We start from the raw sequence: 22,727 nt of genomic DNA, 5'->3' as shown, positions 1-22,727 counted from the left end.
GATGGTATACCGATCTTACGCCGAGTTCTCCCGAATTCAATACGAATTTACACCGGCGAAACCCGTCTCGAGACGGTTCATACGGCGGCTGTAGCGAAGCGGGGTTCACACGACGAAATTACCCTGTCGGTGCCCCGTTCGTGAGCAGTTCAGCGGTGCGACTCGAGGTCGGTCAGGAGCCTCGATGCGAAACCGATCGGCACGTATGCACGGACTCGCGGTCGATGGTTCCGGCGTCAGGCGACCAGTTCGTCAGCGACGATGCTCGCGTCCATCAGTTGCGGGTCGATCGCGAGATCGAGCTGGCCCCTGACGAACTCGGGGACGGAGTCCCGAGCGTAGACGACGGTTCGAAGCTCGTCGTTCAGGTCGCAGGCGATCGGGATCGTCGTCGCCTGCTCGGTGTCGGTCAGGACGTACAGATCGGCCGCGACGATGCCGGCCTCCTCGAGGTGCGGACGGGAGATAACGCCGTTGAGTCGGGTGACGTCGACGCCCTCGTGCTCGAGCGCGTCGCCGATACCGTCGTCGTCGGGGCCGGCGACGATTGCGGTCGTGATTGTAGTACTCATTCGTACTCGATTGTCGCGGGCGGCTTGTGGGTCACGTCGTAGACGACGCGGGCGACGTTGTCGTTCTGGCCGGTGATCCGGGACTGGATGCGCTGGAGGGTCTCCCAGTCGATTTCCTGGGCGCGGGCGGTCATTCCGTCTCGCGAGTCGACTGAGCGCACGGAGACGACCCAGCCGTGAACTCTGTTGTCTCCCTTGACCCCCGTGGCCTTGCCGATGACGGCTGCGAGCGCTTGCCAGGGCTCGTACTCCTCGAGTTCCTCCTCGACGACGTGACACGAGTGGCGGGCGACCGCGAGTTTCTCCTCGGTGACTTCGCCGATGACGCGCACGGCGAGTCCGGGGCCGGGGAACGGCATCCGCTCGGCGACGATCTCGTCGAGGCCGAGGTGGCGAGCGACCTCGCGGACTTCGTCCTTGTAGAGGTCACGGACCGGTTCGACGATGCCCTCGAAGTCGACGATCTCGGGGAGCCCGCCGACGTTGTGGTGGGACTTGATCCCGCCCTCGCTCTCGATGCGGTCGGGGTAGATCGTCCCCTGGACGAGATAGTCCGCGTCCGCGTCTTTGGCCTCGCGCTCGAATTCTCGAATGAACTGCTCGCCGATTATCTCGCGCTTCTCCTCGGGATCGGTGGTTCCCCCGAGCGCCTCGAGGAAGCGGTCTTTCGCGTCGACGATTCGCAGCGACTCCATGTAGTCGAACGTCTCGCGGATCTGGTCGGTCTCGCCCTTCCGCATCAGGCCGGTGTCGACGTAGACCGGTGTGAGTCGGTCGCCGATGGCCTCGTAGGCCAGTGCGGCGGCGACCGACGAGTCGACGCCGCCCGAAAGGGCGATGACGGCGTTCGCGTCGCCGATTTCGTCGCCGATCTCTGCAACTGCGTCTGGAACGAACGTCTCGGTGTCTACCATCAGTGGGTTACCTCGGTTTCAGCATCGGTGTCCGCGTCGTCGGGTTCGCTCTCCGCCTCGGCCGCATCGTCGGTCTGCTCGAGGACGGCCTCGATCAGTCCCAGAAACGGCGGGCTCGGCTGCCCGGGGCGGGATGTGTACTCGGGGTGGAACTGCGTCCCGAGGAAGAACGGGTGGTCCTCGAGTTCGAGGATCTCCATCCGGTTGCCCGCAGTGCCCGAGAAGACCAGCGGTTCGTCCTCGAACTGGTCGAAGTACTCGGGGTTGACCTCGTAGCGGTGGCGGTGGCGTTCGGAACAGGACGTGTCGCCGTAGAGCTCGTATGCCAGCGTCTCGGGTTCGATGACGGTCGTGTGCTCGCCCAACCGCATCGTCCCGCCCATATCTTCGACCTCGTACTGCTCGGGCAGGATGTCGATGACCGGATGGGGCGTCTCTTCTTCCATCTCGGCGGAGTGAGCGCCCTCGAGGCCGAGCACGTTTCGGGCGTACTCGACGACGGCCATCTGGAAGCCCAGACAGAGTCCGAGGAAGGGAACGTCGTTTTCGCGGGCGTACTGGACGGCTCGGATCTTGCCTTCGGAGCCGCGCATCCCGAACCCGCCGGGAACGATGATCCCGTCCATCCCCTCGAGTTGGCCGTCGTGGCCCTCGCTCAGTTCGTCGGCGGACACCCAGTGGGTCGTGACGTTACTGCCGACCTCGAAGCCGGCGTGTTTCAGCGACTCGTGGATCGACATGTACGCGTCCTCGAGGTCGTACTTGCCGACCAGCGCGATGTCGATCTCGCCGGTTTTCTCGGTGGTGACGATCTCGCGCCACGCGTTGGTTCGCTCGCCCTCCGGCAGCGCCTCGTCGTCGAGGCCGAAGTGCTCGAGGACGTACTGGTCGAGCCCCTCGTCTTCGACCATCAGCGGGACGTGATAGACGTCCTCGACGTCCGGGTTGGAGAACACCGCGTCCGTGGGAATGTCACAGAACAGCGCGATCTTCTCCTTGGTCTTCGGCTCGAGGCGGTCCTCGCAGCGGCCGACGATCACGTCGGGCTGGAGGCCGATCGAGCGGACCTCCTTGACCGAGTGCTGGGTCGGCTTCGTCTTCTGCTCCCCGTTCTTCGAGTACGGAACGAGGGTGACGTGGGTAAAGAGGACGTTCTCCTCGGGTTCCTCGTGGGCGAATTGGCGCAGCGCTTCGAGGTAGGGCATCCCCTCGATATCCCCGACGGTGCCGCCGACTTCGATGATGCAGACGTCCGTTCCGTCCGCGGCCTCGCGAATGCGGCGCTTGATGTCGTCGGTGATGTGCGGAATGATCTGGACCGTCTTTCCCAGGTAATCGCCGGCGCGTTCCTTTTCGATGACGTGCTGGTAGGTCTTGCCCGTCGTGATGTTGTGGTCCGAGGTCATGTCGATGTCGAGGAACCGCTCGTAGTTCCCGAGATCGAGGTCGACCTCGCCGCCGTCCTCGAGGACGTAGACCTCCCCGTGCTGGTAGGGGTTCATCGTCCCCGCGTCGACGTTTAGGTACGGATCGATCTTGACCGCGGTGACGTCGAACCCGGCGTTTTTGAGGAGTCGGCCGGTGCTCGCGGCCGTAATCCCCTTCCCGAGTCCCGACATGACGCCGCCGGTGACGAAGATGAACTTGTTCCCCAGCGAGGGGTCATAATGAGTGTCCGATTCCGTCGGCATACCGAGTGTGCGCGCGACCGCTTGAAAACGATTTCGGGACTGCACTGTCTCCGACAGAGGTTGTCACCCCCTCGTCGAGGGCCACCGCTCGGCGTTTCGCGCTGTGGGCGAACATTCGTCCAAAAATGGAGATGGATTACTGCGGGTTTTCGTCCTGGACTTCGACGATCTCGGCGTGCTCGAGGGACTCGATGCCCCCTTTCATGCGGAGTTGAACCGTCCGTCCGGGGAGATCCGGATCTTCCTCGGCCGAATCCTCGGGGACGGAGACGGCGGTGACTCCGTCGACCGTGACGGAACGGCGCTGGATCGGATCGTCCTCGTGCTCGACGGTGTCCCACGTCTCGATATCGAGATCCTCCATGTCTGTGCCGAAGTAGTCGTCCGCATCCGGGTTGACCGTGTCCTCGGTCTGGGACTCGCCGGTCGTCCGATTGTCGTCGAACTGGACCTCCTCGTGTTTGTACTGGCGAAGCTGGACGAGCATACGTCGTCCACGACGAGCGGTGTGTTAACTCTCACACTGGAACTCGCCGGCCCGTCTCGAACTACCGAGATCACGGAGCACGGCGACACGGATCGTGTAAGGGGAGTAATGACACCGCACTTGTTTTATGCCCAGCAGTGGAAGACGCGAACACTGTGTCATCGCACGAACGACGTGCCCGGCTCGAGATCGACGAGCCCGACATCGGCTTTCAGGCCGGTTTCGGCTTCTACCTCGGGATCGTCGCCACCGGGATCGTCGCAATCGCGGGCCTGCTGGCCGGGGCGAGCACGGCGACGCTGCTGGGCGTCCTGCCGAGTACGGTGACTGTCGTCGCGATCGTCGGCCACATCTTCGCGAAGCGATCCCACGGCCTCCCCGAGCGGATCGGTGGGACCCGGTGGCGACGCCTCGCCTGCTACGCGCCGGTAGTGGCGTTTACCGCGGTCCTCGTCGGGTCCGCATTCACACCGATCGACGCCACCGGCCGGTTCGTCGTCGTCACGATCGTCGTCGCCGTCCTGGCCGGCGTTTCGGGCTTCGGCCTCGAGCGAATGGCGAAAAACCGGTACGTCGACGCGCTCACGGCCGACGAGCCAGTCGCGACGTGGACGTGGCAGCGAAGCGGCGGCTGGACCGGCGAGCCGGCCTACACCGTGATTATGGCGTTGATGATCCTCGCCGGCGTCGTCAGCGTCTGGCAGGGGGAGTGGCTCCTGGGCCCGTTCTGGATCATCTACGGTGCCGTCATGATCCTCTCGCGGCGGTACGGCTGGTACGATCTCGACGAAACCGATCGGTGGAATCCGCCGGAGATCCGCATCCACGAGGTCGGTCTCGTCGTCGACCGATCGTTCTGGAAGAGATGTATCCCGTGGGAGACGATCGACGGCGTCCGACTGACCGACGACGAACTCGTCGTCGAACGCCGGCGGTTCGGGTTCGACAGTAGCGTGTTCGACCTCCGCTGTGACCGCTCCGCGATCGACGATCCCGAATCGATCTCCGAGGCGCTCGAGCGCGCTCGCGTCCGGGCCGAACGTCGCGACTCGAGGGCCGTCGAAACCGCGGGCTGAGACGCGACGCGACTCGGTCGTCACCGAGAAGTACCCCTGCTTCGTGACGTGTTCGTATGAGCGATCTCCGCGTTACCGTCGACGACCGTAACCTCGAGGCCGAGTGGACCGACGACGCACCCGAAACGAGAGCCGCACTCGAGGACGCGCTCCCCGTCGCGGGCGAGGCGACGCGCTGGGGCGACGAACTCTATTTCGATCTCGCGCTGGACGTACCGCTCGAGAACGCCAGCGCGGTCGTCCCCGAGGGCGCGATCGCCTACTGGCCGGCCGGCGGGAAGGTGTGTCTGTTCTGGGGACCGACGCCGGCCAGCGAGGACGGCGAGCCGCGGGCCGCCGCGCCCGGTAACCGTCGTCGGGCGGATTACTGATACGGAGCCGCTCGCGGACCTCGAGGGCGGGGCGCGGGTTCGCCTCGAGCGGTCCGAGGAGTGAGTATGCGGATGATCCGGAAACGAACGGCTTTGTTAATGCTCAGGTGGTGATGCGGGCAGCGTTCTAGCGATAAGTACAGCCCAAGGAGTTACCGCTGCGGTCGAGTTGCAAGGAGTGCACCCGCGAGCGACCAGCAGCGCGGCGCGTTGCGCCGCGGACAGACGAACGCGCGCTAGCCCGTGAGTCAGGGAGCGAGCGGCCTTTTTAGCGTAGATTTTTGGAGGAGTGGTGAGCGAGCGACGCGAGCGAACCCGACGAGAAAAAGGTACGTCTACTTCCCCCAGAACGGGTCCCGGCTGCGCTGCTTGTCGAGGTACATATTCAGCGCCTCGAGTTCGTCGCCGGGGATATCGCTCGCGAGTTCCTGCTCGAGGATCTTCGCGTGTTTCTCGGGGATCTCGATCCAGAGTTCGTCGTCCTCCTCGATCTGGCGGCCGACGGTGGGGCCGTCGATGGCGACCGAGACGCGGTTGCCCGCGCGGGCTTCGTCGACGTCCTCGCCTTGCTCCTGGATCCCCTTGACCTGGCCGACGCGGTCGGCCTCGTTCCCATCGAACTTGACGACGTTCGCGTTGTTCTGGACCGTTCCGGAGTTCACCTCGACGCCGACGACCGCGGGGTCGTTCTGGCGGAAGGTGTGGTCCGGGAGGATTCGGAATCGAGCGGGGCGCGTGATGTTCTCGAGAATGGTGTCTTGCTGGGCCTTCTCGATGCCCTCGACGTACTCCTCGTACTCCTGGATCAGCTGGTAGATGACCTCGTCGGTGAAGATCGTCACGTCTTCGATCTCGGCCCGGTCCTCGGCGTCGTCGAGCACGTCGACGTTGAACCCGAGGATGGCCTTCTGTTTCCCATCCTCGGCCGTCGAGGCGACCGAGACGTCCCGCGGCGCGACGTCGCCGACCTCCGCGCGGACGATCGGCACCTCCGCGTCGCCCAAGGCGTCGGCCATGGCCTCGAGGCTGCCGAGCGTGTCGGCCTTGACGACGACACCGTCTTCGGCGGTGTCGACGGCGATGTCCGCGAGTTCGGCCTGGACTTCAGCGACGACCTCATCGAGGTCGCGATCGCGGACGACCCGGACCGGTGCGCCGGCCATCGCGTCCGCGAGTTCGGGCGCGGCGACTTTGATCCCGGACGCTGCCGAGACCTCGTCGACTTTCTCGAACCGGCTCTCGGTTCGGATCTCGGCCAGCGGTCGCGGCTGGAGCAGCGCGCGCACCTCGGTAACGATCGGCTCGTTCTGGCCGCCGACGACGAGCTGATCGTCCGACCGGATCGTCCCGTCGTACAGCACCGTGTCGATCGTCGTCCCGAACCCTTTCTCCTCTTTGACCTCGAGGACGGTGCCGACGCCGGGGCCGGCGACGTCGATCTCCATCTCCTCTTTCATGTAGCGCTGGGAGAGGCCCATCATAACGGTCAGGAGGTCCGGAACGCCCTCGCCGGTCATCGCCGAAACGGGGACGACGCCGACGTTGCGCTGGAAGTTCTGGACGCGCCAGTAGAGGTCGGCGGAAAAGCCCTCGTCCGAGAGGTTGCCGATGATCTCGTAGAGGCTCTCGTCGAGGCGCTGGCGGACGCGCTCGGACTGGGACTCGTAGGTGTCGTTGATCGGCGAGTCCTCGTTCGGATTCCAGCCGGGAACCGTGTCGATCTTGTTCGCCGCGACGATGAACGGCGTTTCGGAGCGCTTGAGGATATCCAGGGCCTCGAGCGTCTGGGGCTGGAAGCCGTCGTTGACGTCGACGACGAGGATGGCGATATCGGCCAGCGCGCCACCGCGGGATCGCAGCGTGGTAAAGGAGTGGTGACCCGGCGTGTCGATGAAGAGGAGGCCGGGGAGGTCGAAGTCGTCCGGGTCGACGAGTTCGCCCGCGATCGTGGAGATGATGTCCAGCGGAACGGCGGTCGCGCCGATGTGCTGGGTGATCGCGCCTGCTTCGCCCTCGATGACCGCGGAGCCGCGGATCTTGTCGAGGAGACTTGTCTTGCCGTGATCGACGTGTCCGAGGACGGCGACGATCGGCGTTCTGAGGGATGTGGGGTCGCGTGTATCCGTGTCCGACATGGTGAACCACCCGAGGAAGGTCTTGTCTAAATCGTCCGTATCGCCGCAGTTAAACCCATCGTCATCGCCGTTCCGGTGATCACGGCTGCAATCGCGTCCCGCCCGACGACCGCGGACCGGTTCGACGGGTGGGTCCAGCCCCGAACGTCCGCGTCGAACTCGAGCGCGTTCGAACGGATCCAATCGTGTCCGAACGGGGTTCGATCGGGCGGGCGTTCGGCCCGTGTCTGCCCGGCGTCAGACGCCGAGCCGCGCTCACCCCGTGGTTTTTAATACCGATTAGTAAGTACGGGTATGCATGAGCGATATACTCGCTGAAAACCTCTCGGGGAAGTCCGTCATGGGTTCCGACGGCACCGAGCTCGGATTGCTCTACAACATCACGATGGATCTCAAATCGGGGAAACTCAACGATCTCGTTATCGAACCGGACGAGGAACTGTCCCGGCGCGCCGTCGATTTCGATCTCGACGACGCCGGCCACTTCCTCGTTCCCGTCAACCGCGTTCAGGCGGTAAAAGACTACATCGTCGTCCAGCGCTAACGGTATGTACGTTCTCGACTCCTCGGCTTTTATCCACGATTTCCACACGACAGAACAGACTGCAACTATCCCGCTCGTCCGCGAGGAACTGGAAGACGAGAGCGCCTATCGCTACGATGCGATGGAGGGCTCCGGGATGCACATTCACATTCCCAACGACGACACCACCGAAAAGGTCGAGCGCGCGGCCCGAGAGTCCGGCGACCTCGAGGTCCTCTCCGGCACCGACGTTCGCCTCGTCGCGGCGAGTTTCGAACTCGACGCCGTCCTCGTGACCGACGACTACGCGATGCAAAACGTCGCGGAGAAACTCAACGTCGAGGTCGAAGTGATCGCCCGCGAGGGGATCGACGAACAGCGCCACTGGCGCTACCAGTGTCAGGGCTGCGGTCGCGAGTTCGACGAGGAAAAAGACCGGTGCCCGATCTGCGGGTCGGAACTGGCCAGAAAGAACCCCTCGTAACGGGACGGGAGCTGGGCGCAGTTTATCCGTAGAGTGAGTAAAGGTTCGCGAACAGCACGGCGTTATAGAGCCCGTGGACCAGCGCGGGGATCACGAGGTTCTCGGTTCGCTCGTAAATCGTCCCGAGGACGAGCGAGAGTCCGAAGACGGTACCGAGACTGGCGATGACCGCGCCGAGACCGGCGGTGGCGTACGCGGAGACGTGGACGGCGGCGAAGATGACGCTCGCCGTGACGACGGCACCGGCCCGTGAGAACGTGTCGTAGAGCGATTTCTGAATGACGTTCCGATACAGCAGCTCCTCGAAGGGACCGATGATCAGGATCGCGATCGGGATCATTATAAGCATCAGCTCGGGACGCTCCTGGGCTCGCTGGGTCGTCGCGTGATCCGAGCCCTCGACGCCGACCGTCCGCATGACGAAATCGATCGCGAAGACGGCCCCGAAGAGGACGATCAGTCCGGCGACGGTCCAGCCGACCTCCCGCGCCGTCGGCAATCGGAGATCGAGAAAGGAGCGGTCGCGATCGGTCAGCTGGAGATAGCCCACCACGATGATCGCCGTCCCCAGCGCCATACCGAGATTGCCGACGACCTGACTGACGACGAGGAGTTCGGTCTCCGAGAGCGACTCGATGAACGGGAAGATCGGAATCGCGAGGATGGGCGTCGTGACTTCGGGAGCGAAGAGACCGGCGAACCCGACGCCGGTGAGGACGGCCAGTTGCTGCGTCCGGCGTTTGAATCCGACGAGTCCGATACCCAGGGACTCCGCGACGCCCACGCCGGCGGTCAGTCCCGCAGTAACGAAAGCGACGAAGACGAGGGGAATCGACAGCGAGACCGACGGTAGCGACGTCGATGCCGTAATCCCCTGATTCAGGGCGTAGCCGGTGAGTAAGACGACCGCGACGCTCGAGCCGGCTGCGATCGGTCCAGCGATCGTCCGCTCGATGCCGCCGTGGCGACGGACGAGAAACGCGAGGACGGCGGCGAGGGCGAACCCGACGCCCGCCCAGACGGCGAGATCGTCGACGCCCTGGCGGACGGGGACGAGCATGGCGACCATGGTGATCCCCGCGAGGGCCGTCCCGATCCCGGGAATCACGTCTGAGGCGATCGGGCCGGCGTCGTCGGCCCGTGCAGTCTCGGTCATACGTAGGTGTTCGTGCGAGGGCTGATAGGCGCACCGCAAACGGACGATGCGACGGGGAGGATCCGGTTTCACTCCGCAGCGGCACCGTGTCTCCTCTCCCCTGCGGTCAGTACAGCGAACGACGTATCACTCCAGACTGACCACCCGGCACGCGGTGGCGCGCGCTGGGCCGCGGCGAACCCGATAGGTGAGCCGCGTCCTGAAGCCGTGCGAGGGATGAGCGAGAGAACGGAGTGAACGAGCGAATCGGCTGGGGAGGGCGTGGCGATTCCGTGTTGCCACGATAGCAGGACGCTTTGTCTCACCCAATCCCTCCAGAACACACCGTTCCATTCACTATCAACGGCGCGACGAGGACGGGACCCAGCGGTCGGCTACCGTTCGATCCGAAGCTCCGTCTTCGCCGCGACGGCGTCGACCTCCTCGAAGTCCCCGCCGCCCAGCAGGCCGCGCGTCGCCTTCTTGGCCCACTCGACGGCCGGCTGCTCGAAGGTGTTCACGCCGTAGAGTTCGCCCGCGAGCACGCAGGCGGCTTCCATCCCGTAGAGCAGCCCGCCGAGTTCGTACTCGTCGACGCGCTCGAGTTCGACGCGGACGTTCGGTCGGCCCGCGGCCGCGAGGCTGGCCTCGGTGGCCTCGAATTCGGCCTCGAGGAGTTCGCCCAGCGTCGCGTCGCCGAGATACGCCAGATCCTCGGCGTCGGTGTCAGGAATCGGCCGGTCCGTTCCCTCTCGAGCGGTGACGAAGGTGACGAGCTTGTCCCGCGGGCCTGCGCGATAGAGCTGGAGTTGCGAGTGCTGGTCCGTCACACCGAGCGCTCGCACGGGCGTCTGGCCGAGATCGTCCTTCCCGAGGCTCTCGGCCCACAGCTGTGCGAACCACTCGGCCGAGGTCTCGAGGGACTCCGCGTAGGGCATCATCGCGTTGATTCCCGCACCTCGCTGGTCCAGTGCGTAGGTCGTCGCGCCGTAGGCGTAGGCCGGACAGTCGAAGAGCGACCCCGACAGCGTCTCGCGCTCGGCGTCCGCGCCCGCGAGCAGCGCCTCGAGGTCGTGTCCGCAGACGGCCGCGGCGACCATGCCGACCGCCGACAGCGCGGAGAAGCGACCGGGGACCCCATCGGGGACCTTCAGCGACGGCAGATCGTGCCGGTTCGCGAGGTCGCGGAGCGGACCGGCCTCGCCGGTGGTGACGATCGTCCGCTCGGTCCAGTCGACGCCGGCCGACTCGAGGGCCTCGCGAACGACCAGGAAGTTCGCCAGCGTCTCCGCCGTCGTCCCGGATCGCGAGACCACGTTGATCGCGGCGTTCTCGAGGGGGAGTCCCTCGAGGCGGTTCGAGACCCACTCGGGATCGACGTTGTCCAGAAAGACCGTTTCGGTGTCCGAATCGAGCGCGTTCGTGATCGTCGCCGCGCCCAGCGAACTGCCGCCGATGCCGACGGTGAGCAGCGCCTCGGCGTCGGAAACCGGCTCGACCGCCGCTCGAATCTCGTCCGGATCGGTTCGTTCGGGGAGATTCAGCGCCTCGTAGCCGTGCTCCTCGTTCGCCATCCCGCGCTCGATGCGCTCGTGGGCGGCCGCCACCTGCTCGTCCAGGCGCTCGAGGGACTCCCTCGAGACGCCCGGCGACGCGACGGACGCGAGCGCGTTTCCGATGTCGACGTGCATACGCGAGGAGGCGACCGCCGGGCCTAAAATCGTTCCGTGATCGGTTCAACGGCGCTCCGGGATCGGTTCGACGGCGCCGGTGTCACCGATCGCGCCGAGCAAGTCCGATCCACCACATATGTAGGGATCACTCTTACGCGCTCGTATGTGTTACTCGAGAGCGAGCACTATGAATAGCCACACGCCAAACGAGCCGATCGACATCTTGCTCGTCGAAGATAATCCGGGTGACGTTCGTCTGACCCGGGAAGCGTTCAAAGCGGTCGATAGCGACATCGAGTTCCACACGGTCACCGACGGAAAAGAGGCCACGAGATACTTCGACGTCGGTGAAACGAGCACCGTGAGGACGGACCCCGATCTCGTCCTCCTCGATCTGAACCTCCCGCGAGTAGACGGGCTCACGGTCCTGGAAACGCTTGAAACCGAACTGGACTCTCCACCACCGCCGATCCTCGTCCTCTCGAGTTCGGAAGCGAAAGCGGACATCGTCAAGAGTTACGATCGGGCCGCGAACGCGTACCTCACGAAGCCGGATGATCCCGACGAGTTCGACACGTTAGCGCAAGCGATCGAGGACTTCTGGATCGACTCGGCGCGGCATCCCCCCGCGCCGTCGTAGATCGGTGCCGGTGGGCACCGGAGTTGTCCGAGCGGACTTCGAAGGGACGGTCGACCGGTCGCCGATGGGAGAGCGACGAGCACTCTGCCGGCGCACCCCGTCGGACCGCGGTCGAAAGCCGAAACCCCGAAACCGACGGTTCGCGTAGGGTCGGCCATGAGCGAAAAGACGGGCACGTTCGTCGTCACGCACGCCGAAGACGAATCGGCGGTCGTTCGCGACGTCGAGACCGCACAGGTCCACACCCTCGCGTCGAACCCCGGCCTCGAGATTCACGACATCCTCGAGGCCACTGTCGCACCGGAGCCGCCGCTGGACGTCGCCTGGGAGGTGATCGACATCGAAGACCGACGCTCGATCGACCTGGTCGACAGCGACCTCGAGCCGACCCAACACGAAAAAGAGCTCGCGGCCGACAGCGAGGTCGGCGACCTCGTCCAGGAGGAGCGCGCCGGGACGGGCGAAATCCACGTGTTCCGCGTGCCCGAGGACGAGGTCGAACCCGCGGCTCAGGACGTTCTCACCGACGAAGAGACGATCTCGCGGGCGGCCCGGCTCGAGGCGGTCCGCGTGGAAGTGCGCCGCTCGGCCGACGACGGCGTGGTGAGCGTGCGATACCTGCCGGACTGATCGGTGGCGTCCGACGAACGATCCGCTCGCCGCCTGCTGCGTCCAACGAAGACGTACTCAGCACTGGCGACTGTCCGCAGTCCCGGGCTCGAGTCGACGCCTCGCGGCCGCGAGAGGCCGGTGGAATTGAGAAGGCTTACTTCGGGAGGGTGCAAGTGGTCCGGTATATGGCGTATTTCGACGTACCGGAGATAGAGTACACCCGGTACAGCAACCGTCAGCTCGCGGCGGTTCCGCTCGCGGTTCTCGCGGTTGCACTGATCGTCCTCAGCGGATCGTTTCTCGCGTACGGCACGCCGGTCCCGCTGGGGATGGACTTCGCCGGCGGGACGGAGTTGACCGTCCAGACGACGACGCCGGCCGACGAGATTCCGGCGGCGTTCGACGAACAGCCCGAATCGGTGACCGGAACCGGGAGCGAAAACCAGTACATCGTGCAGTTCTCCTCGACCGACTCGCAGGCCCTGGGCGATCAGGCCGAGGAGGGGCTCAATTCGGACGGCGATAGCGAGGTCGTTCAGGCGGTCTCCTCGACGTCGGCGAGCTTCGGCCAGCAGAGCCAGCAGACGGCCATGCTGGGGCTCGCCATCGCGTTCGTCGGGATGAGCGCCATCGTCTTTTTGCTCTTCCGGACGTTCGTCCCGTCGATCGCGGTCGTCATCTCGGCGTTTTCCGACCTCGTGATCCCGCTGGCGTTCATGCGCCTGGCCGGAATCCCACTCTCGCTCGGGACGGTCGCCGGCTTGCTGATGTTGATCGGGTACTCGGTCGACTCCGACATCCTGTTGAACAACCACGTTTTGCGCCGGAGCGGTAGCTTCTACGAGAGCACGCACCGCGCGATGCGGACCGGCGTCACGATGACGGTTACGTCGATGGCCGCGATGCTCGTCATGGCTATCTCGGCGTACATCTTCGGCATCGGCCTCCTGGCATCGATCGGCATCATCCTCTTCGTCGGCCTCGCGGCCGACCTGATGAACACCTACATGTTGAATCTGAGTCTGCTTCGCTGGTACAAGTTCGAGGGGATCCGCTCATGAACCCGATCGCTGCCGTCAAGTCCAACTGGCGGCTCCTCTTGCTCGTCCTGTTCGTCACCTTCGCCGTCGTCGCCCTCTTCATCCCCGGTGGCATCGTGGCCGACAGCAGCTACGCCGAGAGCACCGTCGACAGCGGCCCCACCAACCTCGAGTTCGGGCTCGGCCTCGAGGGCGGCACCCGAATCAGGGTCCCGGTCACCGGGATGACCGCCGAGAACATCGCGCCCGACATGGCCGATGGCGGAATCGACCAACAGGAGAGCCAACGGCTCGACGAGATCGAGTCGACGATGACCGACGAACTCGGCCTCGAGCCGGCGGACACCAGCGTCGACGTACAAGACGACGGGACCGTCACCGCGGAGGTGTTCACCGACAACGTGACGGAGGCCGAGTTCGCCGCGGCACTGCAGTCGGCTGACGTCGACGCCTCGGAGGACGACATCCGCGACGGCGTCACCCAGAAGACCCGCGACGACATAATCCAGACGATCGAGACGAAGGTCAACGCGGCGGGGCTCTCCGGCGGCTCGGCCTACCAGCAAACGACACCGGGTGGCGACCACTACATCGTCGTCGAGGTCCCGAACATGGACGCGAGCGAACTCCGCCAACTGCTCTCCGAGCGCGGGGTCGTCGAGGTCGTCGCCTACTATCCCGATAATGGGAACCAGACGAATCAGACGGTGTTGACCGGCGACGACATCGCCGATGTCGACCCGCCCCAACAGAAGACGAATAGTCAGGGGCAGGAAACGTCGGGATACGTGGTCCCGGTGGAGGTCAGAAGCGAGGCCGCATCCCAGTTTCAGCAGCAAATGAACGACTTCGGCTTCACCGATCAAAACGAAGGAGTCGGGCGGTGTGGCCTCCGCGGCGACGATGGAACCGTCAACTTCGATCAGGAGGGAGAACAGTACTGCCTTCTGACAGTAGTCGACGGAGAGGTCATCGACGCACACAGCATGGGGCCGGGCCTGGCAGAGACGATGCGAAACGACTGGGCGGACAACCCGACCTTCCAGATGGGTGCGCCGAGTCAGCAACACGCCCAGTCGCTCTCGGTCAACCTCCGAGCCGGCAGCCTGCGCGCGCCGCTGGACTTCGAAAACGATCAGGTCTACTCGATCGAGCCGGCCCACGCCGCCCAGTTCAAGGAGTTCTCGCTGCTGATCGGACTGCTCTCGGTGATCACCGTCAGCGGCGTCGTCTACACCCGATACACGGACGCGCGAGTTGCACTTCCGATGATCGTGACGGCGGTCGCGGAGGTGGTAATCTTGCTCGGGTTCGCCGCGCTGATACGCATGCCGCTAGATCTCTCCCACGTCGCCGGGTTCATCGCCGTCGTGGGGACTGGGGTCGACGACCTCGTGATCATCGCCGACGAGGTGATGGACGAAGGCGACGTCAGCTCGGAACGGGTCTTCCAATCGCGGTTCCGCAAAGCCTTCTGGGTCATCGGTGCCGCCGCGGCGACGACCATCGTCGCCCTCTCCCCGCTCGCCGTGTTGAGCCTCGGTGACCTCAAGGGATTCGCGATCATCACCATCCTCGGCGTGCTCATCGGGGTCCTCATCACCCGTCCCGCCTACGGTGACATCCTCCGACGCCTGCTCACCGATCGGTAAGCGTCTCGAGCGGCGACTTCCCAATAGCGGTGTTTTGCGGTCGGTTCTCTTGTCTTCGAGAGCGCTAGCGTCCCCGACACCGCGGACACCAGTCGACGGTGTCGCCGTCACCGTGTGCAGTAGCGAAATCGTACGAGACGGGGTCGTTACAGGCAGTACAGATCGGCATTACGGTCACCACACCAACGCAGCGCCGGGACGAGCAAGAACGACCAGCCTGCAGTTGCAGCCGGGCTCGAGGCCTACTTGCAGTTGACACGGCAACAGTTTGGGTCGGGCGGCGAACCGATATCGGCCGTCAGTAGTTGCGGCACGTTCTCGAAATCGGACGAAAATACGGGAATAGCAGCACCCGTCAGCGAGGCCGCTCACGATAGCGGCACTCAACGAGGTGAATCACGACAGAAACGATGAAGCCGAACAAGCCTAGGCCGGGATTTGAACCCGGGCTCTCGTCGCGCCGTCGGGCGGTTTCACGCCCTCGACGCGTAGGTAACAGGACGCGCTGAACCCGCTAAGGTGCTCAGGAAGACATTCACCGGTTGTCGGGAACTGCGGTGCAGGCTGGACATGGAGACAATCACATGGCACTCAAACCAACCCCACCGCATGAAGCCAAAAACCGGTTCCTCAAAGACAAACAGCCTAGTGTCACTCGAAAGACGCTCAAGAATTATCGAACCTCTATTCGGCAATTCTGTGACTGGCTGGAAGACGAGCGCGTCAGAGACCTAAATGACCTTGACAGCGAACTGATCCAGCGGTACAAGGAACACCGCCTATCGAACGTGAAGGTCATTACTGCCCGGCAGGACATGATGACGCTCAAGCAGTTCATCGAGTTCTGCGAGCACATCCAAGCCGTCCCTCGGGGCATAGCCGACATGGTCCGTATCCCGTCGGTCAGCAAAGACGACGAGATCTGCGACGACCTCCTCACCCGGGACGAAGCTATTGAAATGCTCGACTTCCTTGAAAAGTTCGAGTACGCGAGTAACCGTCACATCACCCTGCTAATCCTGTGGAAAACAGGTATGCGAATATCTGGACTCCGGGCGCTCGACCTCAAAGACTTTGACGACGGACGGCCTGCACTGGAGCTTCGTCACAGGCCAACAACAGGAACGCCGCTAAAGAACAAAGAAAAAAGCGAGAGAGACGTGTTGATTACGGCTGAGACAGCTGAGATCATCCGGGACTACATCGAGATGAATCAGAACGAGGTAGGTGACGAACACGGGCGGGAACCGCTTCTAACGTCCAAGAGCGGTCGTGTGGTAGAGACGACGATTCAACGGTACGTCTACACTGCAACCCGGCCCTGCTACTACAACGGTAGAGAGTGTCCATTTGACCGCGACCCAGAATCTTGCGAGGCTATGTCTTGGAACGCTTCGTCCAAGTGTCCGGGGAGCGTAAGCCCCCACGCCCTGCGTCGAGGCTATGTGACCGCCGCCCGGAACGCTGGACAACCAAAGGACGTCACTGGGGAACGGGTGAATATGAGCGGGACGGTACTTGAGAAGCACTACGACAAAGGATCAAGTGCTGAAAAGGCTGAACGACGGCAAGAGTACATACGAGACATCTAACCACATATTTATTTTCTTTGGAATTTTTTGATGGAAGTGATGTATAAGGATCACGGTGCTCTACAAGAGCCTTCTGACCGTACCAGAATCTGGAGATACCGGCCTTTCAAACGGTTTGAACAGATAGTCGAGGATTCTCAACTGTATTTTGCACGGTCAGACGAAATGGACGATGACTATGAAGGCGCTATTCCCGGTGAGAATTTTTCGGAAGAATATCGAGAAAGGAGGGCTCAACAAGTCCGAGAGAGCTTGAAAAGACAATGGGAAAATGTTGATTTGGAGTTTGTCGAGGAGCAGCTAGAGGAGTTCGCTGATGAAGAGATAGATAGAGAGCAGATAGAGGAAATATATTCAGAGGAAAATCTTGAGAGCGCAGTTGAACAAATCCGAGAAAGACCAATAGAGAGCTATGAATTTTCGAAACCATCTCATTTCCTAAATTGTTGGCATATAAATGACGCTGAATCAAATCTCATGTGGGACAGCTATTCCGATAAGAAAGGTATTGCTATAAAATCTACTATCGGTAATTTAAAGAATGCATTTAGACCCCACAAAGAGCAGGAGGTATTTATAGGAAAGGTGAGGTATATTGATTTTTCTGAGGATTCAATCCCAGAAGGCAATGGTCTTCTTCCTTTCGTTCATAAAAGGAAACAATACAAAGGAGAAAAGGAGCTTCGAGCAATTATTTTCTCAGTGCCCACCACAGATGAGCCTGTAGAGGATGGCCCAGATAATGCGCACAAGATTAAGTGGGAACAACAACCGAACGGAATTCCAGTTTCTGTAGACCTACAAGAGCTAATTGAATCGGTCTATGTGGCTCCAGGAACAACTGATAGTACTATAGAGGCAGTAGGGGATCTTCTAGAGGAAAATGGACTCAATAGGGACTTGATTATCCAATCCTCAATTGACGATTCACCACCGGAGAGGCCAAGATAACTGAAAACCGACACAGCGCATTCCTTTGCATGAGAAGGATTGCGGTCGGTGGATTGCGACTTCCCAATTGATTTCTCTCCTCTGGTCATTTTCTGCAGGCTGGAAGGCAGAGCATCGTAGTTTTACTTGATATGCAACATTATCCAAAATATATAAGTAGCTGGCTATCATTAGTATAGTGGGATACTCTTGAACACCGACTTTTGAGCTACGGCATTCGGTGTCATCGTCATTCCAGATTTCCAATGAGCACAGAAACAGAGAGTTCTACAGCGACAGGTATCGTTCAATCAGACACCAGCAGGGAAACATACATCGGATGGGCAAACTGGAACAGGCGAGAAGCCAACCAATATTGGCCTGCTGATTATGTCTATGAGAGAAAAGGGAGATACTATGAACATCTTGACGAAATTGATGCTGGCAAGAAGAATGGGTTCTGGTATAACGAAAAGTACCTGAGACACATAACTAGTAGAGACATAATCAATAACTTAGGCTCAAATCTTGGGCTCACGAATGAGCAGTGCGATAAAGCAGAGAGTTTCTTTCTCTCTCAGAATCTAAGCAAATGGGGAGTTCAGAAAGAATACGTAGCATGGGCGATTTGTGCGTATCTTCTCCATAGCAGTGAGATGAATGGCCGAAAGTGTCATCCCCAGACTTCCGATGATAACTATGATGAACAGGTTCTCGAGGCTGCAATAAGCCTCGGAATGACTCAACGAGAGTGTACAAGCTTATACGGAAAAGTTGAGCACAAGTTCCGTCAGAGGGAGAGGGGTACTTAAACCCCTGTGTATTATCTTGGTTGAGGTAACGAACCCAAGAACTGTTTCCTGACGAAAGAGAATCCCGTCTACAGGGACACCAAAAGTGGTTTAGAAAGTCTGTGAAAGAGCCACTGTCTCGAGATACCCGAATTAAGTCGGGAAGTCGCCCGCAATATGATTTCTTGGTCCCAACGGGACAGTGACTTCTCTAATGGGATGACCTGTGTTATGCGCCTTCCCGACTTTTCAGTGATGCCCTTTTTAGAAGGCAAGAAGGTGCCTACCACGTGGTTCCCCCTTTTACTGTTAAGAACAATCTTATTAGAGACTGTCTCATAATATATCCCTTCTCGCGTGTTCCGATGTAACAGTTAATCTGATTATTGTTAGTAATAGTATATCAAAACCAGAACCCCATGAGGGAGTTAGAACATAAACGAGGAGAGGTGAGTAGCTAATAACGTAACCTGGCTCGAAAAAATTCTATTATTTTGGTATAGAGGGGACGCCCAGTGTCATTATTTTGATCATATGCTCTATTCGTAAAGAATTACCTCTTCTTCGTTCTTGTCTTCCATATTATCGTCTCTCCACAGACAATACTCTTTGATAAGATTACTAATTATAAGATGTAGAACTACTGCCCCGATAAAGCCGGGAAAAATAATCATCTTATTATAACCATCTACCTTTACTAACCCTTGAAGAATCGCGTATGAATTATCTGCATAGATTATAATGGCGCACACAGTGAAGTTGATGGCAACAGCAGGTGTCTTTTTCAACCGCTTTTGCGTAGATTTTGAAACATTATCTGCATTACTGAATTTGTCCCAAGGGAACCAGATTAAATATGACGTAAAGATAACAACACCAATAGTCCAATCAATCACTTGTACGAATTGAGTGTAAAATTCAAATGCTACGCCAGAAATAGAAACAATTAGCCCTCCCAAACCAATTATTAAGGCTGAAAATGGTACAACTCTCTCTATATCGACTTTGTCAGCGTAGGTTGCCTGCTGAAAAAGTTTGAACAGAAGAATCAATGCTGTAACAAGGAACATAAGCAGAGCAGAAACTAAGCCAAGATTGACTAATTCCCGTGAAGCAGATTCTTGGAAATTCTGCATATAGACCGCAAGAGCGGCAAGTACGCCAACAACGGCAAATAGAGAGTAGTTCTCAGATAAAAACTCATCAACACTTAGAAGCTCTGTCTGAGAATCTGCCTGTGTTGGGGACTTACTTTCCTCTCCCATATTTAGCTATACCAAAATGGAAGATAATATGAAAGTGCTGATTTCTTATAGGCCCACTATCGGTATAAAAAGAGCCGAGAGCGGACAACTGCCACTTGTGTAGTTGGCCTAACTAAATAAAGTCTGGAAGGTGCCCTATCAAATATATAATATTTATTATACTTTTCATTAATGGTATAAAATATTATATTAATGGTCAGTGAGCTGTGACTACTCCAATGAGTACTCTTCAGAAGAGAGCAACCTTCTAAATATCTCACTGTCTTCGTATAGAGAAATGATAAAATAACAAAGTAAGTTACCTTATTATGTATTGCTGTGCTGTATGCTGTGCAGTTGCTGTACTCTGCTTCCCGACTTTTCTATAGTACTACTGTTACAGTACTACAGCAAAGCATACTGTTGGGGACTACAGCAGAGGCGTGATTTTGACTACCAGTCCATCTCTACTATGGAAGCAGACCTCACTCGCTGAAATCAATTCTAAGACATCTGAGTCGCCGTCTATGCAACGTTAGAAAGTTGTGAATGGGTTCCATCGCCTCGAGTAGAAAACTCCCTCAGAACCCCCACAAATAGATCTGGTCTGTTTTCTAAATTAGCAACTGATGTGATTTAAACGTTTAAAAAATTATTTGTGAATATACCATCCCATTGATCTATTAGACATCATACTAAGTATTCTGGTATGAGTGTTCGACTGGTACATAGATGCAGTTGGAAATTCTTGGAGGTTAGAACATGAACGCTCGAGAGAAAAAGGCAGATAACGTAACCCGGCTCGAGAAGATCCTATAATTTGGTTATAATAGGGGCAGACGTCAGACTCTCCTTCCTGCCTGTAAAGTATAGCACTCCGACTAAGCGCCTTCAGAGTTTAACAACCGGTTTGGGTAGAGGTCCGAAGCCAAGTTAATAAGATTGTATTCCAGCGGTTCGAGACTCGTCTCAAAGTCGTAAAATGGACCTGTATCTGTCTTCTTCCAAGCCTTTGCCCAGAAATAAACGGGTTCACTAAGTTGCCTTGTATCGGAAACAAAGAGTGCATCAGCCCATCTCTGATATTTCCCTTTTGGTGGTCTATCTCGGTTAACACTAGTATCGTCGTAATGGTCCAAAACTACTGCACTAAGTTCACCAATGTGGTAAGCATACCCATCACCCCATCGAGCAAGTTTCGTATTATTTGTACGGATATTTTTGAAATTAGCGCTTAGACGCTTTCCATCCCGACCATATTTTCCCGCTTTTCCAATATACATTGGTACAAACATATCTTCGTCAAGAATATACATAATGTAAATAATGCCATCATATGTATCATCAGTGTCTTTCCAATCCTCCACAACCTTCCACCCTTCCATTCGCAGTAGTTCTTCCATCTGACGGCTACGATGAAGAATAGGACGATTATCTCGCCCATGCTGTTTTGTCGTCACCTTTTTTTGACTATTAGTATCGAAAAGTGATATTGGTTCTCTGTAGTTTATATGTTCGTCTACCCATTGATCCCAGATTTCGAGTTTTGAGGTCATTTAAGAGCAAATTAGAATTTTTAGAGAAAGGTGTTAAGCCTGTCCCTCGTGTGATTCTATGGTATTTTACTCATCCACTTAAAGTTGGAATATACTGGCTCAACTCTTGTTGACGGAATGAACATGTTTTTGACTTTTGAGTGTTCACTTTAGTATATGAACCCCAGAACTTTCCATGATGCTGATGATGATTTCTATTATTATTTTCAACCACCGTGGATCCCTTATGAAAATTCGAATATTGTTCAGCGGATTTTCCAATTGCATAGTGAGTTTAAGAATATATTTGAATCCATGAATGGCATAGATGAGATTGTGAAAAAATACCGACGGGAAGACATTTCAAGCGGTTCTGTGGTTATGGATGGTAAAACCCTTATTTTTAAACTCATTAGAGGATTAGAGGTGTTTATATATAATTTCCCAGACATAATTCATAACGAGTGGTTTGGTGACTTTTGGCAAACAGTTGCAGCTGCAACCTGGCGTGCTGAGGAAGGGTGGTTTAAGGGGGAACCAGACCGACTAATTAGTAGATTGGAGGATATTTTAGACTATGAGCCTAACTCTCTTTATGCTGGTGTTTTTCAAAAACTCTCCAATTATATCGAATTTATGGGTTCAAATATCAATCCGAATGAAGTGCCTGAAAAATATCGTAATGATGTTTATGAGGCACGAGATATGTTTTGTATCGGATACTATTCAACTGGCTTGTTTGTATTAGGAAGAGCAGTAGAAAAGGCCTTGCTTGAATTAGGCCAAGAACGGAAAATTGAGACAATTGAGCCATTTGGTAGAGAAAAAGACTGGGATGAGGCGAAGTTCTACAGTAGAAAAGAAGCACTGAAAAAGATTCAAAAACCGAATAGTGGGAAGAAGATGATAAGCAAACGTCAATACCATGAGATTTCAATATTAGTTGACTACCGGAATAACGTGGCTCATACTGAATATGAGAATTTGACTTTAGAAGAGGCTATTCGTCAGGTGAATAATGCATTGAGCTTGCTAAAAGATATTTGCGGATTGATTGAGGAGATGAAGGAAATTGACGATATAGATACCGTTCGGGGACAGAAGGTGAATTAAATATAAATTCCTAACAAATATATGCTACAATATGGGAATATAATAATGTATATTTTCTATACGAGGTGATTTAGAAGGATAGAACGAGGTGTCTTGGGTGATTACAGAGTGAATTGAGTAGAGGAATATAATAGAGCAACTAAGGATTCTGCTGTTCATCAGTGATACCAACTATTTAATTATTGATACTCTTCTCACGTCCTCTTTTCGGATACGAAGAACCTGCTTCTCCAAATCAACCTACGTTCTCTTTGCTCGCTTGACTTCCACAGGGTGTAATCCAGCATTCAGACTGGTCCAAATAAGCGAAGTATACTTCCAGCCATTGGCCCGGTCCCAATCAGCGCTGTTACTTTGGCTTTCAACTCCCCAAATCGCTGAGCTAAATGCCCTTTCCAGTGATCACGCTCATTTGGTGAAAGATTGTCGTAAGCAGGAATAGAACCGTATTCGAGTGCCGCTTCTCGACTGCCTATTGTGAGATTCTACTAATATTTATTATATATATACATATTTA

At 57.7% G+C, this 22,727-nt stretch carries 20 protein-coding genes and 1 pseudogene; 12 read left to right on the top strand and 9 right to left on the bottom strand.

Going from position 1 to position 22,727, the window contains the following annotated elements; all coding sequences use genetic code 11:
* Positions 1–236 precede the first annotated feature (236 nt).
* From LDH74_RS18880 to LDH74_RS18865, 4 genes are all read right to left on the bottom strand, one after another.
* Positions 237–572, bottom strand: a complete 336-nt coding sequence (locus LDH74_RS18880; protein WP_226040214.1) for a CTP synthetase — start codon at positions 570–572, stop codon at positions 237–239.
* The gene (guaA, locus tag LDH74_RS18875) at positions 569–1,486 is read right to left on the bottom strand and encodes a glutamine-hydrolyzing GMP synthase (protein ID WP_226040213.1); all 918 of its coding nucleotides are present in this window, start codon (positions 1,484–1,486) and stop codon (positions 569–571) included. The genes LDH74_RS18880 and guaA overlap by 4 nt, the downstream gene beginning before the upstream one ends.
* On the bottom strand, positions 1,486–3,177 hold the full coding sequence (gene pyrG / locus LDH74_RS18870; RefSeq protein ID WP_226040212.1) for a CTP synthase (glutamine hydrolyzing): 1,692 nt from the start codon (positions 3,175–3,177) through the stop codon (positions 1,486–1,488). Before pyrG ends, guaA begins: the two co-directional genes overlap by 1 nt.
* Before the next feature lie 136 nt (positions 3,178–3,313).
* Positions 3,314–3,664, bottom strand: a complete 351-nt coding sequence (locus tag LDH74_RS18865) for a hypothetical protein (protein ID WP_226040211.1) — start codon at positions 3,662–3,664, stop codon at positions 3,314–3,316.
* Between the two features lie 155 nt (positions 3,665–3,819).
* On the opposite strand from LDH74_RS18865, the gene LDH74_RS18860 reads away from it, so the two are divergent.
* Together LDH74_RS18860 and LDH74_RS18855 are read left to right on the top strand one after the other, a co-directional pair.
* Positions 3,820–4,740: a PH domain-containing protein gene (locus LDH74_RS18860; RefSeq protein WP_226040210.1), complete on the top strand. Its 921-nt coding sequence runs from the start codon at positions 3,820–3,822 to the stop codon at positions 4,738–4,740.
* A gap of 56 nt (positions 4,741–4,796) precedes the next feature.
* Positions 4,797–5,175, top strand: a pseudogene (locus LDH74_RS18855) (cyclophilin-like family protein).
* A 271-nt stretch (positions 5,176–5,446) separates the two neighbouring features.
* Here LDH74_RS18855 and infB read toward each other — a convergent pair.
* Positions 5,447–7,246, bottom strand: a complete 1,800-nt coding sequence (gene infB / locus LDH74_RS18850; protein ID WP_226040209.1) for a translation initiation factor IF-2 — start codon at positions 7,244–7,246, stop codon at positions 5,447–5,449.
* Between the two features lie 298 nt (positions 7,247–7,544).
* On the opposite strand from infB, the gene LDH74_RS18845 reads away from it, so the two are divergent.
* Together LDH74_RS18845 and LDH74_RS18840 are read left to right on the top strand one after the other, a co-directional pair.
* A complete protein-coding gene (locus LDH74_RS18845; protein WP_098724692.1) occupies positions 7,545–7,790 on the top strand; it encodes a PRC-barrel domain-containing protein in 246 nt (81 codons plus the stop codon).
* 4 nt (positions 7,791–7,794) lie between these two features.
* Entirely contained in the window at positions 7,795–8,253 is a 459-nt protein-coding gene (locus tag LDH74_RS18840) for an NOB1 family endonuclease (RefSeq protein ID WP_226040208.1), read from the top strand.
* A 22-nt stretch (positions 8,254–8,275) separates the two neighbouring features.
* Here LDH74_RS18840 and LDH74_RS18835 read toward each other — a convergent pair whose 3' ends face one another.
* On the bottom strand, positions 8,276–9,409 hold the full coding sequence (locus LDH74_RS18835; protein ID WP_226040207.1) for a CPBP family intramembrane glutamic endopeptidase: 1,134 nt from the start codon (positions 9,407–9,409) through the stop codon (positions 8,276–8,278).
* A 374-nt stretch (positions 9,410–9,783) separates the two neighbouring features.
* The gene (locus tag LDH74_RS18830; protein ID WP_226040206.1) at positions 9,784–11,079 is read right to left on the bottom strand and encodes a glucose-6-phosphate isomerase; all 1,296 of its coding nucleotides are present in this window, start codon (positions 11,077–11,079) and stop codon (positions 9,784–9,786) included.
* Between the two features lie 169 nt (positions 11,080–11,248).
* Here LDH74_RS18830 and LDH74_RS18825 point away from each other — a divergent pair, with 169 nt between their 5' ends.
* The 7 genes from LDH74_RS18825 (at position 11,249) to LDH74_RS18795 (ending at position 18,339) form a co-directional block, all read left to right on the top strand.
* The gene (locus LDH74_RS18825; RefSeq protein WP_226040205.1) at positions 11,249–11,701 is read left to right on the top strand and encodes a response regulator; all 453 of its coding nucleotides are present in this window, start codon (positions 11,249–11,251) and stop codon (positions 11,699–11,701) included.
* 156 nt (positions 11,702–11,857) lie between these two features.
* The gene (locus LDH74_RS18820; protein WP_226040204.1) at positions 11,858–12,331 is read left to right on the top strand and encodes a DUF5812 family protein; all 474 of its coding nucleotides are present in this window, start codon (positions 11,858–11,860) and stop codon (positions 12,329–12,331) included.
* 167 nt (positions 12,332–12,498) lie between these two features.
* Complete coding sequence (gene secF / locus LDH74_RS18815; protein WP_226040203.1) at positions 12,499–13,374, top strand: protein translocase subunit SecF; 876 nt, start codon at positions 12,499–12,501, stop codon at positions 13,372–13,374.
* Positions 13,371–15,005 (top strand): preprotein translocase subunit SecD, encoded by a 1,635-nt coding sequence (locus LDH74_RS18810; RefSeq protein WP_226040202.1) that lies wholly within the window; start codon positions 13,371–13,373, stop codon positions 15,003–15,005. Before secF ends, LDH74_RS18810 begins: the two co-directional genes overlap by 4 nt.
* 584 nt (positions 15,006–15,589) lie before the next feature.
* Positions 15,590–16,597 carry a site-specific integrase gene (locus LDH74_RS18805; protein WP_226040201.1) on the top strand — a complete coding sequence of 336 codons (1,008 nt, stop codon included), beginning with the start codon at positions 15,590–15,592 and terminating at the stop codon, positions 16,595–16,597.
* A gap of 39 nt (positions 16,598–16,636) precedes the next feature.
* Entirely contained in the window at positions 16,637–17,548 is a 912-nt protein-coding gene (locus LDH74_RS18800; RefSeq protein ID WP_226040200.1) for a hypothetical protein, read from the top strand.
* 245 nt (positions 17,549–17,793) lie between these two features.
* On the top strand, positions 17,794–18,339 hold the full coding sequence (locus tag LDH74_RS18795; protein ID WP_226040199.1) for a hypothetical protein: 546 nt from the start codon (positions 17,794–17,796) through the stop codon (positions 18,337–18,339).
* Positions 18,340–18,857: 518 nt separating this feature from the next.
* Here the strand turns inward: LDH74_RS18795 and LDH74_RS18790 are convergent.
* Both LDH74_RS18790 and LDH74_RS18785 read right to left on the bottom strand, forming a co-directional pair.
* A complete protein-coding gene (locus LDH74_RS18790) occupies positions 18,858–19,583 on the bottom strand; it encodes a hypothetical protein (RefSeq protein ID WP_226040198.1) in 726 nt (241 codons plus the stop codon).
* Between the two features lie 860 nt (positions 19,584–20,443).
* Entirely contained in the window at positions 20,444–21,118 is a 675-nt protein-coding gene (locus LDH74_RS18785) for a hypothetical protein (RefSeq protein WP_226040197.1), read from the bottom strand.
* Positions 21,119–21,274: 156 nt separating this feature from the next.
* Here LDH74_RS18785 and LDH74_RS18780 point away from each other — a divergent pair, with 156 nt between their 5' ends.
* Positions 21,275–22,210 (top strand): MAE_28990/MAE_18760 family HEPN-like nuclease, encoded by a 936-nt coding sequence (locus LDH74_RS18780; RefSeq protein ID WP_226040196.1) that lies wholly within the window; start codon positions 21,275–21,277, stop codon positions 22,208–22,210.
* The last annotated feature ends 517 nt before the right edge of the window (positions 22,211–22,727 follow it).

This window comes from Natrinema sp. DC36 (assembly GCF_020405225.1).
Classification (GTDB): Archaea; Halobacteriota; Halobacteria; order Halobacteriales; family Natrialbaceae; genus Natrinema.
This window is presented reverse-complemented; position numbering and strand designations above follow the sequence as displayed.

What these genes read in the sequence shown, in the direction of transcription:
- LDH74_RS18790 (WP_226040198.1), bottom strand. Translation starts at nt 19,583, where the DNA reads ATGGGAGAGGAAAGTAAGTCCCCAACACAGGCAGATTCTCAGACAGAG.
- pyrG (WP_226040212.1), bottom strand. Translation starts at nt 3,177, where the DNA reads ATGCCGACGGAATCGGACACTCATTATGACCCCTCGCTGGGGAACAAG.
- LDH74_RS18880 (WP_226040214.1), bottom strand. Translation starts at nt 572, where the DNA reads ATGAGTACTACAATCACGACCGCAATCGTCGCCGGCCCCGACGACGAC.
- secF (WP_226040203.1), top strand. Translation starts at nt 12,499, where the DNA reads ATGGCGTATTTCGACGTACCGGAGATAGAGTACACCCGGTACAGCAAC.
- LDH74_RS18830 (WP_226040206.1), bottom strand. Translation starts at nt 11,079, where the DNA reads ATGCACGTCGACATCGGAAACGCGCTCGCGTCCGTCGCGTCGCCGGGC.
- LDH74_RS18820 (WP_226040204.1), top strand. Translation starts at nt 11,858, where the DNA reads ATGAGCGAAAAGACGGGCACGTTCGTCGTCACGCACGCCGAAGACGAA.
- LDH74_RS18800 (WP_226040200.1), top strand. Translation starts at nt 16,637, where the DNA reads ATGTATAAGGATCACGGTGCTCTACAAGAGCCTTCTGACCGTACCAGA.
- infB (WP_226040209.1), bottom strand. Translation starts at nt 7,246, where the DNA reads ATGTCGGACACGGATACACGCGACCCCACATCCCTCAGAACGCCGATC.
- LDH74_RS18780 (WP_226040196.1), top strand. Translation starts at nt 21,275, where the DNA reads ATGAACCCCAGAACTTTCCATGATGCTGATGATGATTTCTATTATTAT.
- LDH74_RS18835 (WP_226040207.1), bottom strand. Translation starts at nt 9,409, where the DNA reads ATGACCGAGACTGCACGGGCCGACGACGCCGGCCCGATCGCCTCAGAC.
- LDH74_RS18785 (WP_226040197.1), bottom strand. Translation starts at nt 21,118, where the DNA reads ATGACCTCAAAACTCGAAATCTGGGATCAATGGGTAGACGAACATATA.
- LDH74_RS18845 (WP_098724692.1), top strand. Translation starts at nt 7,545, where the DNA reads ATGAGCGATATACTCGCTGAAAACCTCTCGGGGAAGTCCGTCATGGGT.
- LDH74_RS18825 (WP_226040205.1), top strand. Translation starts at nt 11,249, where the DNA reads ATGAATAGCCACACGCCAAACGAGCCGATCGACATCTTGCTCGTCGAA.
- LDH74_RS18795 (WP_226040199.1), top strand. Translation starts at nt 17,794, where the DNA reads ATGAGCACAGAAACAGAGAGTTCTACAGCGACAGGTATCGTTCAATCA.
- LDH74_RS18840 (WP_226040208.1), top strand. Translation starts at nt 7,795, where the DNA reads ATGTACGTTCTCGACTCCTCGGCTTTTATCCACGATTTCCACACGACA.
- LDH74_RS18865 (WP_226040211.1), bottom strand. Translation starts at nt 3,664, where the DNA reads ATGCTCGTCCAGCTTCGCCAGTACAAACACGAGGAGGTCCAGTTCGAC.
- LDH74_RS18805 (WP_226040201.1), top strand. Translation starts at nt 15,590, where the DNA reads ATGGCACTCAAACCAACCCCACCGCATGAAGCCAAAAACCGGTTCCTC.
- guaA (WP_226040213.1), bottom strand. Translation starts at nt 1,486, where the DNA reads ATGGTAGACACCGAGACGTTCGTTCCAGACGCAGTTGCAGAGATCGGC.
- LDH74_RS18810 (WP_226040202.1), top strand. Translation starts at nt 13,371, where the DNA reads ATGAACCCGATCGCTGCCGTCAAGTCCAACTGGCGGCTCCTCTTGCTC.